Genomic DNA, 21,883 nt, shown 5'->3' on the forward strand with positions numbered 1-21,883 from the left:
GAATACATTTTGGATAGCAAACTGCTTGAATACTACAATCGTGAACTGATTTATTTACGTGAGATGGGCAAAGAATTTGCCGAGCGTTATCCGAAAGTCGCCAACCGGTTGGGAATGCATGGCATTGATGTGACTGACCCTTACGTTGAAAGGCTGATGGAGGGTTTCGCTTTTCTGACCTCCCGCATTCAGCTGAAAATGGATGCAGAGTTTCCGAACTTTTCCCAACAATTACTGGAGATGCTGTGCCCCAATTATCTGGCTCCCACACCGTCAATGTCTATTGCCGAACTCCAGCCCGATACCAGTAAAGGGGATATCAGCCACGGATTTTTAGTACCACGCGGGACTATCATGCATTGTCAGTCACTGAAAAAAGACGGTATTACGCTTCAGTACAGCACGGCACAGGATGTTATTCTGCAACCCCTGCACTTGCAAAAAGTTGAATTGGGAAAAATTCCGGCCAATATTCCTCTGGCATCTTTAAATCTTCATCAGTGCGGTGCAGTGAGTGCGTTACGTATTCATCTCACCTGCAAAGGAAAATTCTTCCTCAGTGAGCTGGAACTCAATAAACTGATCTTTTTTCTTTCCGGACCAGATATTCAGGCTCAGCAATTGCAGGAACTGCTGATGGAACATTGCGTCGGAATGATCTGTCAGACTCTCGGTGATACCCCCCAGTATCAGGTATTACCTGATATCTCCCCGCATCACGAAGGGTTTGATGATGAGCAGTCATTATTACCCAATGATCCACGCACGTTCAGCGGTTATCGGCAGCTGCATGAGTATTTTGCTTTTCCGGCTCGTTTTCAGTTCTTCAGCATTAGCGGCATGCAATCTTTGCTGGAAGAGACTAAAAAAGAGAGTGAGTTTGAACTGATCCTACTTTTGGACAAAATTGATGAGGATTTAGAGCATCTGGTTGATGCCTCTTACTTAGCCCTGAACAGTACTCCTGTCATTAACCTGTTCCCTAAACTGACTGAACGGGTCACGCTAAAAGAGAGTACTAATGAGTACCATTTAGTGGTTGATAATACCCGACCACTGGATTACGAAATTTTTTCCGTACAACGCCTGCACGGTGCAGATATCAAGCGACGGGAAACTCAGATCTTCCGACCTTTCTGGTCAACATTCAGTGATGATAAAGGAAATTATGGTGCCTATTTTTCCCTTCGTCGTGATCCCCGGATTCTGTCTGAACACTCCCTGCATTATGGAACCCGAACCAGCTACCTCGGTACGGAATCATTTGTTTCCATTGTTGATGAACAACACTCACCCTGGCCGAATGAACTCAAATTTCTGACTGCGGATGTGATGTGCACCAACCGTGATTTATCTGCGATGTTGCGGCAACAGGATATCGACAGTTTTGTCATGCTTGATTCCATTCCAATCAACCAGATTGTATTTCTTAAAAGGCCGACCATACCACATCCGGCTCTGGCACAGGGTTCAGCTTCCTGGAAATTAATCAGTCAGTTACAGCTCAATTACCTGAATTTCATGGATAAGGATGATGAACAAGGCACTCAGGCATTACGGCAATTGCTGAGTCTTTATGCCAACCTTTCAGAACCAGCCACCGCCCGTCAGATTAATGGTATTCGTCATTGTTCACTGAAGACAATTCATCGCAGAGTACCAGAACCCGGCCCAATCGTTTTTGCCCGTGGTGTCGGAATTGAACTGGAAGTCGATGAGCAGGAGTTTGCCGGAACCAGCCCTTGGTTACTGGGTAGTGTTCTGGAACGACTCTTCTCTCATTTAGTTACCATGAACTCCTTCACTGAAATGACTCTCTATAGCCAGCAACGCGGCAAAATCGGTTACTGGCCGGCCCGAATGGGGAAAAAACAGCTGTTATAATGGGGGAAATAACGATGAGTGAAACAGGTGCCGTTGCCATTCACAGCATAAGCCGTCTGCCTGATAATTTCTGGCAAGAACTCACCCAGACGCCGTGGCAGTTCGATCTGTTCCAGACCCTGCGGCGGATAGATGCGCAGTCCGGGGAATATTATATGCTGGGTTCATCCCCATTACCGCGATACGACCTACTGCGGTTAGGGCAAAAGGCATCAATGATATTCGCCCCTTCTACTATCTCTGAAGCAAAACAACGGAAAAACTCAAAACAGTATGACGTACTGATTTACAGTTTTGGTTTATTCGGGCCGAACGGACCATTACCGACTCACATTACCGAATATATCTATGCCCGACAGTATAACTACCAGGATCCGACGCTGACAGCGTTTGCTAATTTATTTCACAATAGGTTAATCCAATTATTTTATCGGGCCTGGGCGAATGCGCAGTCTACAGTATCGCTGGATCGTCAGGATAATCAGCGTTTCTGCCATTATCTCGCCTGTCTGGTTGGTATGGGTTTACCTGCCCAGAAAAACGCAGATTCTATTAATGAACATGCCCGCTATTTATTATCAGGCCATTTATCCCGTCAGGGGCATGGTGCAGAAGGTCTGGAAAAAATACTGTTCACCTACTTCAATATTCCGTTAAAGATTAAACAAAATATTCCGCAATGGCTGGAAGTTGAGATTCAGGATCAGGCCCGGTTAAAAGCCGGACGTAACATGCCACGTTTAGGACAGTCAGCCTTTTTAGGGACTGCGTTATATGATGTCCAGTATAAATTCCGCATCGAACTTGGCCCGCTGACAATATCAGAATATGAAGACTTCCTGCCAAACCAGCCAAAGTCACAACAATTACGTGACTGGGTACGTCAATATCTCGGGATTGAGTATGCATGGGATATCCAGCTGGCACTTCATCGTACAGATATACAGGGTATCCATCTGTCAGAGCCGGTAAAACTAGGGCTAAGCAGTTGGCTTGGGAAGATGGAACAGAAAATCCATCGTGATGATTTAATCTACAATCCCTAGTTTTGCCCGCATGCTCCCGACCGGCATACCTCTTCCTGCCTTTCGTGATTTAATAACGGGTTGTTATCTAACCACTCGTTATTACTTACGTACCTAAACATTATCAACGACAACATCACGGATTACATGCTATGTCAGAAATCAGCCGTTCCGTACTTTTTGGTAAGCTCAACCCGACCCTGTTCACATCATTAGAAGGTGCCACTGCTTTCTGTAAGTTGCGTGGTAACCCTTATGTTGAACTGGTTCATTGGCTACACCAAATCATGCAACAACAAAACAGTGATTTACAGAAACTTATCCACCATTTAGGGTTGGATGAATCTGCATTGACCAAAGATATTGTTGCTGCACTGGATCGCCTGCCCCGTGGTGCCAGTGCCATTTCTGATCTCTCAGAACATATTGACAATGCCGTAGAGCGAGCCTGGGTTTACGGTTCACTGAAATTTGGTGTTGCTCAGATCCGTAGTTCGCATTTACTGATAGGCATATTAAAAACTTTCAATCTTCGCAATGCACTGAAAGCAATTTCTCCCCTGTTTGATCATATCAATGCCGATACCCTGATCGATAATTTCAACAATATATTTGATGGCAGTGATGAGGCTCAGGAAAGCATAATATCATCAACCGAAACTCAGGGAGCATCGCCACAGTCTGTAACAGGCTCAGCTTTGCAACAATACGGACAGGAATTAACAGCCCGGGCCCGTAATGGTGAAATTGACCCTGTTTCAGGACGCGATGAAGAAATCCGCCAGATTATCGATATTCTGATGCGCCGCAGACAAAACAACCCATTACTGACAGGTGAGGCCGGCGTTGGTAAGACTGCGGTCATTGAAGGTCTGGCTTTGAGAATTGTGGCTGGCGAAGTTCCTCCCCCGCTGAAGAACGTTCAGCTTTGGCTGCTGGATATCGGTATGTTACAGGCCGGTGCGGGAATTAAAGGAGAGTTTGAATCCCGTCTGCGGAAAGTCATTGAAGAAGTCCAGTCCAGCCCGACGCCCATCATTTTGTTTATTGATGAAATTCACACTCTGATAGGAGCGGGAGGACAACAAGGTACAGGTGATGCCGCTAACTTATTAAAACCAGCACTAGCACGGGGGCAATTGAGGACACTGGGTGCTACAACCTGGTCAGAATATAAAAAATATATCGAAAAAGATCCGGCCCTGACCCGCCGTTTTCAGGTTGTTCAGGTACATGAGCCTGATGAAACCAAGGCTCTGATAATGCTGCGTAGTCTGGTCAATACGCTGGAAAAACACCATCGTATTCTTTTACTGGATGAAGCAGTTGATGCAGCAGTACACCTCTCCCACCGCTATATTCCTGCCCGTCAGTTACCGGACAAAGCCATCGCATTACTGGATACCGCCTGTGCCAGAGTTGCAGTCAGCCAGCATGCAGAACCCCCACAGCTGGAAAACTGCCGTCATAAGATAGAATCGTTGAATGTTGAACTGGGAATAGTGGAACGGGAATCCAAAGTTGGTCTGGGCGATCCTCAGCGGGCAGAAAATATTCTCAGCCAGTTGACAACGCTGGCAGAGCAACAAGAGCAGCTAGAAGCGCGCTGGCAACAGGAACTGTTACTGACAGACAAAATTATTCAGCTACGTCTTCAGTTACATGAAGAACAAGCCGATGAAGAACAAAACAATAATGATAAAATTACTCTTCATACGGAGCTGGCTGAGCTGCAACAACAACTGGAAATGTTACAGGGTGAAGAACCTCTTATCTTTGCCGCAGTAGACAGTAATGTAGTTTCCGCTGTTGTCTCAGACTGGACTGGCATTCCTTTAAGCCGAATGATGAAAGATGAAATTGAGGCTGTATTGCAATTAGCCGATACCCTTAACCAGCGTGTCATTGGTCAGTATCATGCGTTAGAAACCATCGCAAACCGGGTACGCACTTCACGGGCAAAACTGGACGACCCTAATAAACCGGTAGGGGTCTTTATGCTGTGTGGGCCTTCCGGCGTCGGTAAAACTGAAACCGCACTCGCTCTGGCGGAAACACTGTATGGTGGTGAACAAAACCTGATCACTATCAATATGAGTGAATTTCAGGAAGCACATACTGTATCAACATTAAAAGGTGCTCCTCCCGGCTACGTCGGATATGGCGAAGGGGGTGTCCTGACCGAAGCAGTTCGTCGTCGTCCATACAGTGTCGTATTACTGGATGAAATTGAAAAAGCGCATCCTGATGTCCATGAAATTTTCTTTCAGGTATTCGATAAGGGATGGATGGAAGATGGTGAAGGTCGTCATATTGACTTTCGTAATACGATTATTATTCTGACATCGAATGTCGGCGCGGATTTAGTCAACTCAATGTGCTACCAGCATTATCAACAGAGTAATACACTACCTGAGCCGGAGCAGCTTAGTTCAGCACTACGTAAACCACTATTAAACACATTCCCTGCCGCTTTACTGGGGCGTTTATTAGTCATTCCATACTATCCATTAGATGATGAAGTCATGACCAGTATCGTTTATTTGCAGCTTGGACGCATACAGAAACGATTGCTGGAAAACCACGGTATTACTGCCACGTTCGATGAAGCCATGATTGAAAATATTGTCAGTCGTTGTACCGAAGTTGAGTCGGGGGGTCGTACGGTAGATGCTATTTTAACCAATACTCTATTGCCTCAGATAAGCCAGCGGCTGCTATCTGCCTGTGCCCATGGTGAACAATTTAACCAATTACAGGTGTCGCTCGAACAGGGAGAACTTAAATTCCAGTTTTCGAATGATATATAGATCCTGCATGATATCCGTGTGTAATTTGTCATGCGTCATGCGTCATGCGTCATGCGTCATGCGTCATGCGTCATGCGTCATGCGTAGTTTATAAACATTTCCTCAAGAGTATAAATAATTTCATACCAACCATGCCACACTCCCACATAATTTAACAGGAGGACTAAATGTTCGGAGTAAATAAACACAGCCAATAAAGAGGCAACTTGAAAATTCGACAAAAAATAGAACATGAGGTTCAAGAGGCCATCTATTATGCAGAATTCTTACAATAACTCTCTTAAGACCAAGCATCCATTATTACAGGCATTACCCATTGGATACTGTTTCAATGAGTTTGAAATTGAAAAAGTTGTGGGTAAAGGAGGATTTGGTATCGTATACCGAGCCTGGGATCACAGCAAACAGTGTGCAGTTGCCATAAAAGAATATCTGCCATCCATGATTGTGGTTCGCCGTAATGATTTGAAACTAAAATTACGCCACCCAAATTTACAGGAAAGATTCAGAATCGGGCTTCACAGTTTTATGCGTGAAGCCCATATCATGACTTGCTTTAACCATCCGTGCCTACCCCGCTTCATACGTTTCTGGCAACAGAACAGCACCGCTTACATCGCCACTCCCTTTTACCACGGCATTACCCTGAAAGTATTACAGGTAAAGTATGCAAAAATAGTTACACAGAATTGGCTGTGCCATATTTTGTCCCCTCTGCTTGATGCCATCAACACCCTCCACCAGGCTGGCTATCTACACTGTGATATTTCGCTGGATAATATTTTACTTCAGAATGATCGATTACCTGTTTTGCTGGATTTAGGGTCTGCCCGGAAAATAGCAGAACGTTTATCTGACGAAGAAGAAATAACGGTCAGGCCGGGGTTCACACCCTGTGAACAATACACGGCCAATGAAGAGGGGCAGCAGGGCCCCTGGAGTGATATTTATGCGCTAGGGGCAGTATTGCATACTTTGATTGTCGGGAGGCCACCACCGGTAAGCATAGTACGCAATATTGAAGATCGTTATCAGCCTTTAACGGAACGGCGTCTTACCGGTTATTCATTATCATTTCTACATGCCATAGATTGTATGTTGGCAATAAAAATAGCAGAACGGCCATCCTCTATTTCTAAATTAATCCCGATGATAAAATCCCCTATCATCCAAACCTGTTTCCCTCCTAACTTCTCCTCATCTCTACAAAATATCCTTACCACCTGCCCACCTTCAGAAGATTCAGAGCAAGAATAAAAGGGGAAATTTATGCCACAAGAAATCTGTATATTTTATTACCAAAAAATTATTCGTCACCCGATTCAGCATGTTTCTTTCCACTCAACCCATATTCACGCAATTTATTCGCAATTGCAGTATGAGAAACCCCAAGCCGTTTCGCCAGCTTACGAGTACTGGGATAGTGACGATAAAGGCGCGTCAGGACAGAGCGTTCAAAACGTTTGCTGATTTCATCCAAAGAACCAACCAGAATATCCTCGCTGATAAATGAAGTTTCTGCTTCTAAATGCGGTAACTGAATATCCTGTGAGCTTAACTGGTTATCTTCAAGCTGCGTCAATGCCCGATAGATGGCATTGCGCAGCTGCCTCACGTTTCCGGGCCAGTAATAGCTGCATAGGAACTGTTCCAGATCAGGGGCAAATTTTGGTTTTTCTACACCCTGTTCTTCGGCAAAACGGGTCACGAAATAATCCGTCAGTGGCATAATATCCGCCTGACGTTCCCGTAAAGGTGGTAATGTGATAGTCAATACATTAAGCCGGTAGTAGAGATCTTCCCTGAACTCCCCTTTCCGTACCAACTCAACCAGATTCTTCTGAGTGGCGCAGATGATCCTGACGTCCACTTTCACTTCATTATCTTCCCCCACCCGACGAAATGTTCCATCGTTAAGGAAACGCAATAATTTAATCTGCATCTGGGGTGACATTTCACCAATTTCATCCAGCAGAACCGTACCGCCATTTGCTTGCTCAAAAAAGCCTTTTTTACTTTCCGTTGCGTTAGGATAGGCACCCGCTGCATAACCAAACAATTCACTTTCGACTACGTCATCCGGCATAGAGGCACAATTTAAGCCAAGAAAGGGCTGTTTTCCTCTTGAACTGCGTAAATGACAGGCTTTGGCAAATTCATCTTTCCCTGTCCCCGTATCACCAATCAGCAACAACGGCACATCCAGCATAGCCATTTTACGAGCCTGCTCTACGACATGGACCATCTTCGGGCTGACAGCAACAATATTTTCAAAAGCCTGATCATCATTGACGATACGTTTTTTCTGGGCAGGTTCTGCCTGCGTGAAGACACGCAGCATAATGACCGCCCCGACACATTTAATTTCCTGATTTTCATCAGTCAGCGGCATCGGGATCACATCCATCAAATAGGTTTTTTCTTTGATGGTTAACGTGACTGAATGAGGTTCGGGGTGTTCACTTTCCAGCCAACGAAGGAAATTATAATTACTGATAAGCTGGCTGATATTTTTCTGGCTGATTTTTTCTTTACTGATGCCAAATAATGACTGTGATGCCAGATTGGCTAAATCAATATTTCCTTTCATATCAACGGACAGAATCGGATCCGGTACAGACTCCAGTAATGTACGCATCGCCCGGTGTTCTTTTTCTGACGGCATAAAAGCCACCGTCCTGACATCCATCACGCCATTAATACGACGGATTTCCGCCATTAACAAACGGAAGGTATTGAAATCAATTTGAGTAAAATTAAGGTAAATACGACGAGCAGGAGAAATCTCAATTCCTTTCAGGTCAATATTTCTTAAAACCAATAAATCAAGTAACTCGCGAGTCAGTCCGATTCGATCCTGACAAGTAACTTCCAATCGCATTTATTCCGACCTTATTTACACAATGTTCGTAACTGCCTGAAATATTACTCGTTACTGTGCGATAGATGAAGCCCCCTGTCAGTTAAAGTTGACAGTAAGACAGAGTGTCAAGCTTAAATGACAGTATCATCTGAGTTATGAGCCTGACTTTTTGGCTTCATTTCTCGTTTTCGGCTTAGTCGCCAGTGTACTTTTTAGCTGGCTAATTAACTGATACCGGAAATCACCTAATTTAGGTTTATCGCCATCAATCCAGGGTAAAGGGCGGCACAACTCCATCGACTTAATTCCCAGCCGGGCAGTCAGCAACCCAGCGCCAATGCCTTGTGCAGCACGGGCTGAAAGCCGGGCGGCAATATCCTGTGACAGCCAGTCCATACCCACTTCCCTGACCAACTCTGATGCTCCAGCAAAAGCAATATTCAACAATACCAGCCGAAATAAACGAATTCGGCTGAAATAACCCAATTCAATCCCATATATTGCCGCAATTCGATTAATAAGACGAATATTTCTCCATGCAATAAAAGCCATATCGACCACTGCAAGCGGACTGACTGCGATCATCAGTGCAGATTCTGCAGCTGATCGCCGGATCTCTTTTTTAGCCTGTTCATCCAGCACAGGCTGAACCAGTTTGCTGTATAATATGACTATTTCCCGATCATTGTGCGTTTCATGTATAGCACTCTGCCAACGCTGTAACGCCGGATGCTGCTGGCCTATACCTGCCTGATCAGCCAGTTTTTCACAAAACTGCCGTCCTTTGCCAATACCATGACTCTGCAATAATGTTTTTGCGATATCACGTTCTTCTGTCCGCTGGCGCAAACGATAAAGGCGACGCCATTCACCGATAACAGCACCTATTCCGGCAAAAACAATCATACTGCCTGCGGCTGCTACACCCAGAGCAATCCAGTCCTGATTCTGCCATGACTGATATATCCATTGAATAAACTGAGCGATAACACTAAAACCCAATAACAGTAAAGCTCCTGAAAATATTTTCCGCCACGGGCCGCGTTTAGGTTTCAGGGCCGCATTCACTGCACCTTCAAGCTCACTTTCCTGCTCTTCCGTATTTAATTCTGGCAGAGCCGGATAGAATTCGCTTTCCTGTTCATTAAATTCTTGCTGGGATTTCAGGGAAGGCTCTGAAGATGCTGATAACATGTCATCAAAATCCACTCTTGGTTTTAAAGGAGCAGAATCTTTATCCTCTGTTTTTAAAGAGTCCGTCATGTCAGTTTGTCTCCCAATAAAAACTCCATCGCGCTGTCCATACGGATATGGGGTAATGGTGCATCAATACTGACCTGCCGTGGCCGGAATGATTCAAAATTAAAACCCTGTTTCTGCCAGAAATCATTACTGGGCAGACGCTGTGGTACTTCACCCGGAAAGAATGTCAGTAGTTTGTCATCTGACAGGCGATTTCCTTTGATAGCCGGGATCTGTTCTCCCTCGTGCATCACAATGCCACTTTCAGTTGCCTGAACAGACGCCAGACCAACACAATCCATGCTGATCCCTTCAAAGGCGGCATTCTGCCACGCTTCCTGCACAAGCTGTTGAAGCAACGAAACAAGATTAACGTGCTGATCTGCTGTGACATGATCTGCCTTACTCGCCGCAAACATTAATTTATCAATGCAAGGGGAAAATAAACGGCGAAATAACGTCCGTTTACCATAATGAAAACTCTGCATCAGTTGAGTCAGTGCCAGGCGCATATCATTAAAAGCGTGCGGGCCGCTGTTTAATGGCTGTAGGCAATCAACCAGAACGATTTGCCGATCAAAACGCAGAAAATGCTCTTTATAAAAGCCCTTTACGATGTGATCACAATAATAATTAAATCGTTCACGTAACATACCGATATTAGTCTGTTTATCCGCTTTCAGTAATTGAGGTTCCCCGATCCCGTCAATGTCCGGCCACGGAAAAAATTGCAGGGCAGGCGCTCCCGCCAGATCTCCCGGCAGAATAAAACGCCCCGGCTGAATGAAATGTAAACCTTCTGCTTTACATTGGTGTAAATAATCTGTGTAGGCCTGTGCAATTCTGCTCAGCAGATTTTCATCCGCAGGCGCCAATGGATCACACTGTTTACATAATTCCAGCCATGGCTTCGCCCACTCAGCTCTGCTTCCTTTCAGTAATCCATTCATTTGCCGTGACCATGCCAGATAACTCTGTTCCAGCATAGGTAAATCCAGCAGCCACTCTCCGGGATAATCGACAATTTCCAGATAAAGTGTTGAGGTGTCTTTGAGATAGCGGAGTAAAGAATCTTCTGAACGATAACGTAGCGCAAGACGAATTTCGCTCACGCCTCTGGTCGGTATCGGCCAATACGGCGGGGGATTGTGCAAAGCAGCAATGTTTTCATCATAGGCAAAACGGGGAACACCCAAATCCCGCTGTGGTACACGTTTCACACCTAATAGACGACCGTCACGTACGGTAGAAAACAGTGGTAATCTGGCACCAGTATGAACATTCAGCAACTGATTGACCAAAGAAGTAATAAATGCTGTTTTTCCGCTACGGCTTAATCCTGTTACTGCCAGCCGTAAATGACGATCTATTCCACGATTAACAAGTGACGTCAGCTCATTTTGCAACCGTTTCATATTCCTCCTGAGTCGGACACTATAATGTTGTAATCTCAAACCAGTCTCCCCTCACCCAACCGGGCAAGGGGCCAACAGTTTCTGTGGTATTCCGCCGTTCTTATTTAAATCTGTTCTGGCTTAGAGCTGGCGAAAACGACTGCGTACATTATAGGTGTCAGAAGTAATATAGCGTTCCATTTGACGCAGGCGTTCTTCCCCTGCTCTCAATCGGTAATCAACTTCATCCAGTATTTTCCGGGTTGATGGTGCTCTTGTTTCCTCTGGCTGATATCCCACAGGTGCGGGATCCATCACAAAGGACAAGATAATGTAGGCAACTAACGTTATGGCTGATAACCCAAAGAATATCGACAGTATGGTAATGGTACGGATAAGGGCAACAGGGACATCAAAATAGTTCGCTAACCCGGCACAAACACCTTTGATCACGCCCTGTTCCGGTAAACGATAAAGTTTCCCCCGGTAAGAACTGCTCATTATGACTGCCTCCAGTTTGGATGCTCTGCATCAAGAATATCTTCCAGCGTTTTGATACGTTCCTGCATACGCCGGGCGTTTTCTGACAACTGCTCCAAACGTTGAATTTCATTGCTCTCCAGTTTCCCTCTGTTCTGGTTGTTATAGTGCAGCCATAACCAGACAGGTAACACGAAGAGTACAAACAGGATCAGCGGGATCCCCAGAAATATATAAGCCATTACCTTTCCTTAGTTGTGAACGGGTATACGAATAACCTTCTCTATCATTGTGGGTCTTTAGCACTCATTTTAGCTTTGAGAGCAGCAAGTTGTGCACTAATTTCATCATCCGCTTTCAGTTCTGCAAACTGCTGTTCCAGAGATTTCTTTTTCCCCAGACCCACTGATTCCGCTTCTGCTTCCATATGGTCAATCCGGCGCTCAAACTGTTCAAAACGAGCCATAGCCTCATCGATTTTACCGCTGTCCAAATGACGACGAACTTCACGGGAAGAAGCCGCAGCCTGATGACGCAGAGTCAGAGACTGCTGTCGTGCACGCGCTTCTATCAGTTTGTTTTCCAGCTCAGTCACTTCCCCTTTAATGCGATCAAGGGTTTCATCCAGAATCGACAGCTCATTTTTCAGTGTTTCAACTAACTGGCTGACTTTCTGTTTTTCAATCAGAGCTGCCCGCGCAAGATCTTCTTTATCTTTGCTCAATGCCAGTTCAGCTTTTTCCTGCCAGCCTTCAATCTGGCTTTCTCCGGTGCTGATACGGCGCAGAAGCTGTTTTTTCTCAGCCAGCGTACGCGCAGATGTTGAGCGTATTTCCACCAGCGTATCTTCCATCTCCTGAATCATCAAGCGGATCATTTTCTGCGGATCTTCTGCTTTATCCAGCAGAGAAGAAATATTAGCGTTAACGATATCAGCAAAACGAGAAAAAATACCCATAGTCATAAACCTCTTTCATTAGAATGTATGTATGTTATGCCTGTGCACTGTTAAATAATGTATAAGATACAAGGTAAGGCATTCAATTAAATACAAGATACATGCCAACTTTTTATTTCTTATTATCACATTGAAATATATAAATTAATTTTTATTTGCTTTTTTCTCACAATATCTTAATGTAGTTAAATCAACCAATAATTGGCGAAAAATACGATCTGTTAGTGGAGAAATCATGAATCAGTTCACTGATAACCTATTAGGGGAAGCAAACAATTTTATTGAGGTTCTGGAACAGGTTTCTGCACTGGCAAAATTAAATAAACCTGTTTTAGTGCTAGGGGAACGGGGAACAGGTAAAGAGTTAATTGCCCACCGTTTACATTATCTTTCTCCCAGATGGCAAGGCCCTTTCATTTCCCTGAACTGCGCTGCTCTCAACGAGAATTTGCTTGATTCAGAGCTATTTGGCCATGAAGCAGGCGCATTTACCGGAGCACGTTCAAAACATCAGGGGCGTTTTGAGCGAGCGGATGGCGGAACCCTGTTTCTTGATGAGCTGGCGACCGCACCAATGCAGGTACAGGAAAAACTCTTAAGAGTCATTGAATATGGATACCTTGAGCGTGTAGGAGGTAACCAGTCTTTACAGATCGATGTCCGGCTGATTTGTGCTACCAATGAAGATTTACCAGCTATGGCCGCCAACGGGAAATTCCGGGCAGACCTGCTGGACAGGCTGGCATTTGATGTTGTTCAGATACCCCCACTACGCCAGAGACAGCAGGATATTATGGTACTGGCTCAACACTTTGCCGTTCAGATGTGTCAGGAGCTGAATCTTCCTTTCTTCCCCGGATTGACTGAAAAAGCAAAGCGACAGTTACTTGCTTACTCTTGGCCCGGCAATGTCCGTGAACTGAAAAATGTTATAGAGCGCTCCATCTACCGTCATGGGGATAATCAAAATGCCTTAGACACCATCATTATTAATCCCTTTACCGTATCTTCAGAAACTCATGCACAAAAGTCAGCCAACAATTCACCCATCAAACATAAGACTGATAATCGCTCTCTGCCTGATTTACCACTCGATTTAAGGCAATGGCAGAATGATTGTGAAAAACAATTAATTATACAGGCAATAGCAGAAAGCCAGTTCAATCAGAAAAAAGCAGCAGCAAAACTCAGCCTGACATACCATCAATTACGCGGGTTAATAAAAAAGCACAACATCAGTGTGACGGATTAAAAAAATTCAATAAATGATATACCCAATGGATTTCGGGCTGGAACGCTGCGGCAAGGGAATAACAGATAAAAAAATAGCCAGCACCCGAGCTGGCTAATAAAAAATACTGGAAGCAATGTGAGCAATGTCATGCGTATCGAGATCTCAGACTGGGGTCATAAAATACATATCTCAACAGCACAATGAGAATGATAATGCTTATCAATTATGTTTGTAAAGCGTTTTATTGAGAATTTTTCTCACCAGCGTGATTTGGTTGTTGTTTTTGAGCAGAAAGGGCTAATTAAGTTACAATAGCCAGACTTTTCCCATAATTGATGTTTTATATGCGCTATTTGATTTACTGGATCATATTATTGCTTTCAACACCCGCGCTGGCTATTGAGAAAGCAATTCCAGAAACGACTAAAGCTACAGCCAAAGTTGCTTACAGACAGTCGTCGGAAAGCCTATCCTATGCTCCGGCAACTATACGGCAGCATGGTTTTATTTATTGCGTCAACGGCAATCTGAGTACGTTTAACCCGCAAATGGCTATCAGCGGCCTGACCGTGGATACTCTGGCTGCCCAGATTTACGACCGTCTGTTGGGAGTAGATCCCCTGACCTATCGGCTAATTCCTGAATTAGCTTCTCGTTGGGAAGTTCGGGATAACGGAGCGACATATCGCTTTTATTTGCGCCATAATGTCGCGTTCCAGTCAACGGCGTGGTTTACTCCGACCCGCACCATGAACGCCGATGATGTTGTTTTCAGCTTCCGCCGGTTATTCGATAAGAAACATGACTATCACTATGTTAATGGTGGGCATTATCCCTATTTTGATAGTTTACAATTTGGTGATTCCATTCAGGACATCCGAAAAATTGATAAATACACTGTCGAGTTCCGCCTGAACGCCCCTGATGCCTCCTTTCTCTGGCATCTGGCGACGCATTATTCGCCTATACTGTCTGAAGAATACGGACAAAAACTGCATAGCATAAATAAAGAGGAACAAATTGACTGGAATCCGGTAGGAACCGGGCCATTCATGCTGGAAGATTATCAAATGGGGCAATTTGTCCGTCTTATCCGACATGATAACTACTGGAAAGGCAAGCCACTGATGGAACAAGTTGTTGTAGATATCGGAGCAGGTGGTACTGGCAGAATCTCCAAACTGCTCACAGGTGAGTGCGATGTATTAGCCTATCCTACAGCCAACCAATGGGACATACTCCACAATGACCCCAATCTGCGTCTGACCCTGCGTTCAGGAATGAATATTGCCTATCTTGCTTTCAATACCAGTAAGCCACCTCTGGATAAACTGGAAGTTCGTCAGGCCATTGCCTATGCCATTAATAATCAAAGACTGATGCGAGCCATCTATTATGGTACGGCTGAAACTGCTGCTTCTATTTTACCAAGAGCATCATGGGCTTATGATAATCGGGCAGAAATTACCGAATACAATCCTGAAAAATCCCGCCAGATACTGAATAAACTGGGGTTAGACGGTCTGGAACTGACACTGTGGGTTCCCACCACGTCGAAACCCTATAACCCAAGCCCTTTGAAAATGGCAGAGCTGATTCAGGCAGATTTAGCGCATGTTGGGATTAAAATGACTATCCGCCCCCTTGAAGGCCGTTTTCAGGAAAGCCAGCTCATGGATAAATCTCATGACATGACATTAGCAGGCTGGTCTACTGACAGTAATGATCCCGATAGTTTTTTCCGCCCGCTGTTTAGCTGTGCAGCTATCGCATCTCAGACAAACCTGAGCCGCTGGTGTGACGCGACTTTTGATAATGCGATCCATCAAGCATTGTTAGATCAACAATTAGCGGCTCGCATAAAAAGTTATCATATTGCTCAGCAGATCCTTGCTCAGCAGTTACCTGTACTGCCACTAGCTTACCCAATGCGATCACAGATATTTCGTTATAACATTAAAGGATTAGTTCTTAGTCCGTTTGGAAATAGCTCATTCGCCGGCGTTCATCGGGAACAGGAACACTCTGTTTCTTCTGAAAAGACATCCACCGGAAATACATCCGCTGAAAATAAAAAAGGAAGCAAATGATTATTTATATATTACGCCGTTTGCTACTGCTGCTTGTGACACTCTTTTTTCTCTCACTGATCAGCTTCAGCCTGATGTATTTTACGCCTCACGGCCCTTTAAGCGGCGCATCTCTGCTTGATGCTTACCTGTTCTATTTTCATGGATTACTGCAATGGGATTTTGGCATTTCCAGCATCAATGGTGAGAGAATTGTTGACCAACTCTATGAGGTATTTCCGGCAACGCTTGAGCTCTGTCTGCTCTCATTCACTCTGGCATTATTAATTGGTATTCCATTAGGGATTGTTGCCGGCGTATGGCGTAATAAAAAAGCAGATAAAATTATCAGCACACTTGCGCTATTTGGTTTTTCCATTCCGGTATTCTGGTTAGCCCTGTTACTTACTCTGTTGTTTTCACTTCATCTGGGCTGGTTACCGGTATCAGGGCGGATTGATTTACTGTACCGAATGGAGCCTGTAACGGGCTCTGCCCTGATTGATGCATGGTTGTCAAAAAGCCCTTATCGTAACGAGATGATCATGAATGTAATACTACATATGATATTACCTGTCATCACGTTGTCTGTCGCACCAATGACTGATGTTATTCGTTTAATGCGTAACAGCGCAGAAGAGATTTCAGCATCAAACTACATAAGATCAGCCGCGACTCGTGGGCTATCAAAATTAACCATTATCCGTCGCCACTTATTGCATAACGCCCTGCCCCCTATTATTCCCAAGCTGGGGCTACAATTCTCAACCATGCTGACCTTAGCTATGGTGACAGAACAAGTGTTTAACTGGCCGGGGCTGGGACAATGGCTTATCAGTGCCATCCGCCAGCAGGATTACTCCGCAATTTCAGCAGGTGTAATGGTAGTAGGTACTTTAGTTATTTCGGTCAACGTGCTGACTAATATTATTGGCGCGATGGCTAATCCTTTAAAACATAAGGAATGGTATGCCATTAGATAATTTTTACCGTGAAAAGAAAACGCCATCGCCCCTGAGAGTTATTTGGCGCTTTTTCTATGCCGATGCACTGGCAATGACGGGTTTTTACGGCGTACTGATTTTAATTATATTAAGTCTTTTTGGTAGCCATCTTGCACCTTATCAGCTTGACCAACAATTTATTGACCAGCTGATGCCTCCTTCGTGGTCACACTACGGTAATGTTGCCTTTTTTCTTGGGACAGATGATCTGGGGCGGGATATATTCAGTCGATTACTGATTGGTACTTCCTCCACATTTGGTGCTGCGCTGGTTGTGACTAGCGCGGCGGCAATTGTCGGGTTAGTTATCGGCAGCCTTGCCGGCATTACACACGGGCTGAAATCTGCGATCCTGAATCACATTCTTGACACCCTGCTTTCCATACCTTCACTGTTATTAGCCATCATTGTCGTTGCTTTTATGGGAGCCAGCCTGCAACATGCAATGCTCGCTATCGGGCTGGCATTACTGCCAAGAATTGTGCGGGCAGCCTATTCCGCTGTACATGATGAACTGGATAAAGAATATATTATCTCTGCCCGTCTGGATGGCGCTTCAAATTATCATATTTTACGTTATGCTGTTTTTCCGAATATTACCGCTGTGATAGTGAACGAGTTAACCCGTACTTTCTCGATTGCCATCCTTGATATCGCGGCTCTGGGTTTTCTCAACCTTGGCGCACAATTGCCCTCACCTGAATGGGGCGCTATGCTCGGCGGATCACTGGAGCTTATCTACACAGCCCCGTGGACGGTGATGTTACCGGGAGCAGCCATTATGCTGAGTGTTCTGCTGGTTAATTTACTGGGCGATGGCCTGCACCGTGCCATTAATGCAGGAGTCGAATAATGCCACTACTCGATATTCGTAACCTCACCATTGAATTCATGACGTCAGAAGGCCCCGTTAAAGCCGTTGATCGATTAAGTATTTCATTAACAGAAGGTGAAATCCTCGGGCTGGCTGGTGAATCCGGTTCTGGTAAAAGCCTTATCGCCAAGGCAATTTGTGGGGTTGCAAAAGATAATATTACCGTTACCGCAGACCGCTTCCGGTTCAATGATATTGATTTATTACGCCTGACGCCGCGACAGCGCCGTAAAGTGATTGGTCACAATATTTCAATGATATTTCAGGAACCTCAGTTATGTCTCGACCCGTCAGAAAGTATTGGTAAGCAACTCATTCAGTCTATCCCCGGCTGGACATTTAAAGGCCGCTGGTGGCAACGTTTCAACTGGCGAAAACGTCGGGCCATTGAATTGCTCCACCGGGTGGGTATTAAGGATCATCACGACATCATGAACTCTTATCCTTATGAGTTAACTGATGGAGAGTGTCAAAAAGTGATGATTGCCATTGCGCTTGCCAATCAGCCAAGACTACTGATCGCGGATGAACCGACCAATGCGATGGAACCAACAACGCAGGCCCAGATATTCCGCCTGTTATCGAGCCTGAACCAGAACAACAATATGACAATTTTGCTGATTAGCCATGACCTGCAAATGATGAGTAAATTAGTGAAACGTATCAATGTGTTATATTGCGGACAAACCGTGGAAAGCTCTACACCGGATGATTTGCTGGTTACTCCTCACCATCCTTATACACAGGCACTGATCCGGTCTATTCCTGATTTCGGCAGCCCTCTGCCCCATAAAAGCCGCCTTAATACACTGCCGGGCGTCATTCCGTCACTGGAACATTTGCCTATCGGATGCCGTCTCGGGCCTCGTTGCCCTTATGCCCAGAAAACCTGTATTGAAGCACCACGGTTACGGGGCAGCAAAAGCCATACTTTCGCCTGTCACTTCCCCCTGAACATGGAGGAACAATAAATGGTCGAGACATTACTGGAAGTTAAAAACCTGACGAAAACTTTCCGTTACCGTACAGGCTTGTTCCGGCGTCACCATCTTGATGCCGTGAAGCCAGTCAGTTTTACCTTGCAACCACGAAAAACACTGGCAATTATTGGTGCAAACGGTTCTGGCAAATCCACACTGGCCAGAATGCTGTCAGGTGTAATAGAACCGACATCAGGTGAAATATTAATTAATCATCACAAGCTGGTTTATGGCGATTATAGTTATCGCAGCCAGCTCATTCGCATGATTTTTCAGGATCCGAGCACATCATTAAATCCCCGCCAGCGTATTGGTCAGATTCTGGATATGCCCTTAATTCTGAATACAGAGCTGCCACCTTCTGAACGGGAAAAACGCATCAATCAGACACTACGTCAGGTTGGTCTCCTGCCAGATCATGCCAACTATTACCCACACATGCTGGCATCTGGTCAGAAACAGAGAGTAGCACTGGCGCGGGCACTGATATTACAACCTCAGGTTATTGTTGCTGATGAAGCACTCGCTTCTCTTGATATGTCGATGCGTTCCCAGATTATTAATCTGATGCTGGAATTACAGGAGAAACATGGTATTGCTTATATTTATGTCACTCAACATCTTGGTATGGTGAAACACATCAGTGATCAGGTGTTGGTGATGCATCAGGGGGAAGTCGTAGAACGCGGTAATACTGCTGAAGTGCTGGCTTCTCCGTTACACGATATCACCCGCAAGCTGATATCCAGCCATTTTGGTGAACCTCTGTCTACCGAAGCCTGGAGACAGGATATCACTTGATTTTTACTGAGCAGATTTTATTCACTCATCGGAACAGCAGTGGAAACTCAACACATTTTTCTCCAGCGTGGTAGAATCTCCTCCGTTTACTAACAACGAATACCCGATTTATGTAGGTTATATTTTTAATACACTACACTATTAACTCTGGTATTTTGAACATTAAGAACAATAAGGAACTGATATGGGTTTCATGACCGGCAAGCGCATTCTAATTACTGGCGTCGCCAGCAAACTGTCTATTGCTTATGGAATTGCGAAAGCAATGAACGAACAAGGTGCAGAACTGGCTTTTACCTACCAGAATGACAAATTGAAACCTCGTGTCGAAGAATTCGCGGCATCTCTGAATTCAAACATCGTTCTGCCATGCGACGTGGCTCAAGATGAAAGTATCGACACATTGTTCGTTGAACTGGGTAAAGTATGGCCGAAATTCGATGGTTTTGTTCACTCTATCGGTTATGCCCCTGCCGAACAACTTGATGGCGATTACGTTAATGCCGTCAGCCGTGAAGGTTTCAAAATTGCACATGATATCAGTGCATACAGCTTCGTCGCGATGGCAAAAGCATGTCGTAGTATGTTGAATCCTGACTCAGCGCTGCTCACTTTAAGCTATTTAGGTGCAGAGCGTGCAATCCCTAACTACAACGTGATGGGATTAGCAAAAGCTTCTCTGGAAGCAAACGTGCGTTACATGGCGAATGCTATGGGTGCTGAAGGTATTCGTGTTAATGGTATTTCCGCAGGCCCAATCCGTACTCTGGCAGCATCCGGTATCAAAGATTTCCGTAAGATGCTGGCACACTGTGAATCAGTCACGCCTATCCGCCGTACCGTCACTACAGAAGATGTAGGTAATGCGGCTGCATTCCTGTGTTCTAACCTGTCTGGTGGTATTACCGGTGAAATCCTGCATGTTGATGGCGGGTTCAGCATCGCTGCCATGAACGAACTGGAATTGAAATAATTTCAATAACCATTTGATATAATTAAATAAGCCCAGAGGTAGTTTTATCTTTGGGCTTATTTTTTTACTCATAGATACATATTGATCAATAAAACATCACCACAAGCAAAGTATCTATTGCTTCCTATACAATGTACTCTGTGCTTACTGTATGATTCGCGGCATATTTTGCCTGCCATGCCTTGGGGTTGATCAAATAGTGTTGCCGGAAACGTTTAGAAAAATGACTGGGGCTGGAATAACCTACTGCTGTAGCAACTTCAATCACCCCCATACCCTTCTTCAATAAATCTTCCGCTGTGGTCATACGAACATTTTCCAGATATTGATGGAAAGTACTAAAAACAACGGCACGAAATCCTTCTTTTAATTTTCGTTCGTTTAAACCTACTGCTCTTGATAATGATTTTATTGTCCAGGGTGAATGATAGTCGCTATTAATGATTTTTACTGCATTAAAAACAGCGCGGCGTTGTAAACTGTTAATCGCGTTATATTTACAATCATAAATTTGAGCTGTCACACACGCGATGATTTCTAGCGCTTTCGCTTTTAGATAAACCTTTCGGATACTGCCAACTAACTGACACTCTTCTATCTGATTGACCATTTGCATAAATGGAGGATAGATAGGACAGGACATCATCAAGACATCACAATAACTGGCATTTTTTTCAAAACCTGCTGTTAATTTACTAAAAGATGGTAACTCCTGAGCTTCAATTTCTTTCAAAGAAAAACGGATATCAAGAATATGCCATGTTCCACAGCCAAAAAAATTCATTCCGCGCGTTCTCTTTGGAGAATAGAAAAAAATCATTGTTCCAGGGTTAACTTCTAAATCATCTCCATTCTCTATTGCCATCTTCCCTTTTCCACTTAGAACAAAGGAAATTGATACTGTTGGTGGTCCTTCACAATATTCGGTGAAGTCTTTATCCAATTCAAAACAAATACGGTTTATATGAATACCGTCAGATAATTCCTCCGTGAGGAATGGCGGATGTATATTATTCTCTGCCTCTTTTAAGCGCTTATAGTTGCAATGATCGGCAGTGAAAATATCTAGTTTCTCACTATAAATCGTCTTCATCAGTTCCTCTGTAAAATTAGCATTAGATTCCATTTCAAAAGCTATTTTCACAATAAAAACAGCATATTGTGTGCACTTTGGTCGTTATGATTAGATTTTATATACATATATGATGTAAATGTCACGCAATCTATCATTAATGATAATCATTATCAATAGTACGTATTACGTTACTTTTGTCCGTATCCCGTTAGCCCGA

Annotated in this window: 18 protein-coding genes; 11 read left to right on the forward strand and 7 right to left on the reverse strand. The window is 44.4% G+C overall.

Features of this window, described 5'->3' with window-relative positions; translation table 11 throughout:
- The first annotated feature begins 9 nt into the window (after nucleotides 1-9).
- The 4 genes from tssF (at nucleotide 10) to AACS90_RS22065 (ending at nucleotide 6,976) form a co-directional block, all read left to right on the forward strand.
- Nucleotides 10-1,884 carry a type VI secretion system baseplate subunit TssF gene (tssF, locus tag AACS90_RS22050; RefSeq protein WP_099121525.1) on the forward strand — a complete coding sequence of 625 codons (1,875 nt, stop codon included), beginning with the start codon at nucleotides 10-12 and terminating at the stop codon, nucleotides 1,882-1,884.
- 14 nt (nucleotides 1,885-1,898) lie between these two features.
- On the forward strand, nucleotides 1,899-2,930 hold the full coding sequence (gene tssG, locus AACS90_RS22055; protein ID WP_099121526.1) for a type VI secretion system baseplate subunit TssG: 1,032 nt from the start codon (nucleotides 1,899-1,901) through the stop codon (nucleotides 2,928-2,930).
- A 131-nt stretch (nucleotides 2,931-3,061) separates the two neighbouring features.
- Nucleotides 3,062-5,719 (forward strand): type VI secretion system ATPase TssH, encoded by a 2,658-nt coding sequence (gene tssH / locus AACS90_RS22060; protein WP_099121527.1) that lies wholly within the window; start codon nucleotides 3,062-3,064, stop codon nucleotides 5,717-5,719.
- Nucleotides 5,720-5,974: 255 nt separating this feature from the next.
- On the forward strand, nucleotides 5,975-6,976 hold the full coding sequence (locus AACS90_RS22065) for a serine/threonine protein kinase (protein WP_193757169.1): 1,002 nt from the start codon (nucleotides 5,975-5,977) through the stop codon (nucleotides 6,974-6,976).
- A 49-nt stretch (nucleotides 6,977-7,025) separates the two neighbouring features.
- On the opposite strand, the gene tyrR is transcribed toward AACS90_RS22065, so the two are convergent.
- The 6 genes from tyrR to pspA all read right to left on the reverse strand — a co-directional run bounded on the left by tyrR (nucleotide 7,026) and on the right by pspA (nucleotide 12,656).
- Nucleotides 7,026-8,600, reverse strand: a complete 1,575-nt coding sequence (gene tyrR / locus AACS90_RS22070) for a transcriptional regulator TyrR (RefSeq protein ID WP_099121529.1) — start codon at nucleotides 8,598-8,600, stop codon at nucleotides 7,026-7,028.
- A gap of 135 nt (nucleotides 8,601-8,735) precedes the next feature.
- Nucleotides 8,736-9,845 (reverse strand): YcjF family protein, encoded by a 1,110-nt coding sequence (locus AACS90_RS22075; protein ID WP_099121530.1) that lies wholly within the window; start codon nucleotides 9,843-9,845, stop codon nucleotides 8,736-8,738.
- Nucleotides 9,842-11,239, reverse strand: a complete 1,398-nt coding sequence (locus AACS90_RS22080; protein WP_099121531.1) for a YcjX family protein — start codon at nucleotides 11,237-11,239, stop codon at nucleotides 9,842-9,844. The genes AACS90_RS22075 and AACS90_RS22080 overlap by 4 nt, the downstream gene beginning before the upstream one ends.
- 120 nt (nucleotides 11,240-11,359) lie before the next feature.
- On the reverse strand, nucleotides 11,360-11,719 hold the full coding sequence (gene pspC / locus AACS90_RS22085) for an envelope stress response membrane protein PspC (RefSeq protein WP_099121532.1): 360 nt from the start codon (nucleotides 11,717-11,719) through the stop codon (nucleotides 11,360-11,362).
- Nucleotides 11,719-11,940, reverse strand: coding sequence for an envelope stress response membrane protein PspB (gene pspB / locus AACS90_RS22090; protein ID WP_099108134.1), 222 nt, complete (start codon nucleotides 11,938-11,940; stop codon nucleotides 11,719-11,721). The genes pspC and pspB overlap by 1 nt, the downstream gene beginning before the upstream one ends.
- Before the next feature lie 44 nt (nucleotides 11,941-11,984).
- Nucleotides 11,985-12,656 (reverse strand): phage shock protein PspA, encoded by a 672-nt coding sequence (pspA, locus tag AACS90_RS22095; protein WP_099121533.1) that lies wholly within the window; start codon nucleotides 12,654-12,656, stop codon nucleotides 11,985-11,987.
- A 235-nt stretch (nucleotides 12,657-12,891) separates the two neighbouring features.
- Between pspA and pspF the strand changes: the two genes are divergently transcribed.
- From pspF to fabI, 7 genes are all read left to right on the forward strand, one after another.
- Complete coding sequence (pspF, locus tag AACS90_RS22100; RefSeq protein ID WP_099121534.1) at nucleotides 12,892-13,908, forward strand: phage shock protein operon transcriptional activator; 1,017 nt, start codon at nucleotides 12,892-12,894, stop codon at nucleotides 13,906-13,908.
- A gap of 326 nt (nucleotides 13,909-14,234) precedes the next feature.
- Nucleotides 14,235-15,980 carry an ABC transporter substrate-binding protein SapA gene (gene sapA, locus AACS90_RS22105; protein ID WP_099121535.1) on the forward strand — a complete coding sequence of 582 codons (1,746 nt, stop codon included), beginning with the start codon at nucleotides 14,235-14,237 and terminating at the stop codon, nucleotides 15,978-15,980.
- Nucleotides 15,977-16,942: a putrescine export ABC transporter permease SapB gene (sapB, locus tag AACS90_RS22110; protein WP_099121536.1), complete on the forward strand. Its 966-nt coding sequence runs from the start codon at nucleotides 15,977-15,979 to the stop codon at nucleotides 16,940-16,942. The genes sapA and sapB overlap by 4 nt, the downstream gene beginning before the upstream one ends.
- Complete coding sequence (sapC, locus tag AACS90_RS22115) at nucleotides 16,929-17,816, forward strand: putrescine export ABC transporter permease SapC (RefSeq protein ID WP_099121537.1); 888 nt, start codon at nucleotides 16,929-16,931, stop codon at nucleotides 17,814-17,816. The genes sapB and sapC overlap by 14 nt, the downstream gene beginning before the upstream one ends.
- On the forward strand, nucleotides 17,816-18,808 hold the full coding sequence (sapD, locus tag AACS90_RS22120) for a putrescine export ABC transporter ATP-binding protein SapD (RefSeq protein ID WP_099121538.1): 993 nt from the start codon (nucleotides 17,816-17,818) through the stop codon (nucleotides 18,806-18,808). Before sapC ends, sapD begins: the two co-directional genes overlap by 1 nt.
- Nucleotides 18,809-19,618 (forward strand): putrescine export ABC transporter ATP-binding protein SapF, encoded by an 810-nt coding sequence (gene sapF, locus AACS90_RS22125; RefSeq protein ID WP_099121539.1) that lies wholly within the window; start codon nucleotides 18,809-18,811, stop codon nucleotides 19,616-19,618.
- Nucleotides 19,619-19,802: 184 nt separating this feature from the next.
- Complete coding sequence (gene fabI / locus AACS90_RS22130; protein ID WP_099121540.1) at nucleotides 19,803-20,591, forward strand: enoyl-ACP reductase FabI; 789 nt, start codon at nucleotides 19,803-19,805, stop codon at nucleotides 20,589-20,591.
- Between the two features lie 124 nt (nucleotides 20,592-20,715).
- Here fabI and AACS90_RS22135 read toward each other — a convergent pair whose 3' ends face one another.
- Nucleotides 20,716-21,684 carry a helix-turn-helix transcriptional regulator gene (locus tag AACS90_RS22135; RefSeq protein ID WP_099121541.1) on the reverse strand — a complete coding sequence of 323 codons (969 nt, stop codon included), beginning with the start codon at nucleotides 21,682-21,684 and terminating at the stop codon, nucleotides 20,716-20,718.
- Nucleotides 21,685-21,883 lie beyond the last annotated feature (199 nt).

The sequence above is a fragment of the Xenorhabdus sp. KK7.4 genome, from assembly GCF_963876465.1.
Lineage (GTDB): Bacteria > Pseudomonadota > Gammaproteobacteria > Enterobacterales > Enterobacteriaceae > Xenorhabdus > Xenorhabdus stockiae.